Genomic DNA, 293 nt, shown 5'->3' on the forward strand with positions numbered 1-293 from the left:
GCTAGTAACCAGAATGATGGTGGAAGTCTTGCTGGCTTCAATACAACCTATCGTTCGCAAGTCGCGACTGTAGGGGGAAATTATAGTGAGGCCGATGATTATCGACAAGTCGGTCTTAGTGCTTCAGGAAGTATAGTCGCCTCACCTTGGAATATACTTACAACAAATGAAAATAGCGATACATTGATTATTGTTGAGGCGCCAAAGGCCGGAGGAAGAATGGTTAATGGCGATGCCAGTGTGATCACTAATAAAAATGGACTTGCATTAGTTCCTTATGTAACCCCCTACCG

General features: G+C 44.0%; 1 protein-coding gene. It reads left to right on the forward strand.

Annotated elements, in window-relative coordinates:
- Positions 1 to 293: fimbria/pilus outer membrane usher protein (locus tag HH682_RS15490; protein WP_214238370.1), on the forward strand; the 293-nt coding region annotated here is incomplete at both ends.

The organism is Rosenbergiella gaditana, from assembly GCF_018494065.1.
GTDB lineage: Bacteria > Pseudomonadota > Gammaproteobacteria > Enterobacterales > Enterobacteriaceae > Rosenbergiella > Rosenbergiella gaditana.